Here is a 931-nt window from a genome sequence, read left to right on the forward strand (position 1 = left end):
GATGGCGCTCTGGTGGATATTGGCGGCAAATCCCCGGCCTTTTTGCCCCTCAAGGAAGCAGGGATCCGCCCAGGGGAAGATTTGAGTGCGCTCTTTCCTTTAAAGACAGAAGCCGAGTTTCTCATCCTGCGGGAAGATGCAGAAGGACAAATTGTGCTCTCGGCGCGGCGGCTGAGGCTGAAGCGGCTTTGGGAAGAGCTGGCCCAGAAGCAAGCCAACGGCCAGACGGTAACCGTTCCGGTGATCGCCACCAACAAAGGGGGGGTGGTGGTGGATGTGCAGGGGCTGCGCGGCTTCATTCCCCGCTCCCACCTCAGCCAACGGGAAAGTCTGGAGGAGTTGGTGGGGCAATCCTTGACAGCAAGCTTTATCGAGGTGAACCCAGAAGCCAACAAGCTGGTGCTCTCCCAAAGGGCGGCTGTAAAGTCCGAGAACCTGAGCCGCTACACCAGTGGCCAAGTGGTGGAAGGCAAAGTCAGCGGACTAAAACCCTTCGGTGTGTTTGTGGACTTGGAAGAAGGGGTAACCGGGCTGTTGCACATCAAGCAGGTCAGCCAAAGTTTTGTAGCCTCGCTACCGGATTTGTTCAAACCAGGCCAACGCATCAAAGCTGTTGTGATCGACGTGGATGAGGCCAAGGGACGGATGGCCCTCTCCCTGCGGGTGCTGGAAAAGCATCCGGGCGAGGTGCTGGAGCAGCTGGACAGGGTTATGGAGGAGGCCGAAGAGCGGGCCGGTAAACTCAAGGGGAGAATAACATCCGACGGCCAAGTCATCTGATCCCATCTCTGCCTCGAGTTCGGATGCAAAACCTGCAGAGGGAAAGCAAGACGCCTTACGGCAATCAGAGGAAAATCACGGTACTGATACATTCACGCTGAACTCTCCTGAACATGGTTCAGGAAAGAAGCGATCGCATCCTGCCTATCTC

1 protein-coding gene is annotated in these 931 nt (G+C 56.7%); it reads left to right on the plus strand.

Going from position 1 to position 931, the window contains the following annotated elements; all coding sequences use genetic code 11:
• On the plus strand, nucleotides 1-780 hold a 780-nt coding region (locus NW837_RS10245; protein WP_414331250.1), incomplete at its 5' end, for a S1 RNA-binding domain-containing protein.
• Between the last annotated feature and the right edge of the window lie 151 nt (nucleotides 781-931).

The organism is Synechococcus sp. R6-10, assembly GCF_047461815.1.
Taxonomy (GTDB): domain Bacteria; phylum Cyanobacteriota; class Cyanobacteriia; order Thermostichales; family Thermostichaceae; genus Thermostichus.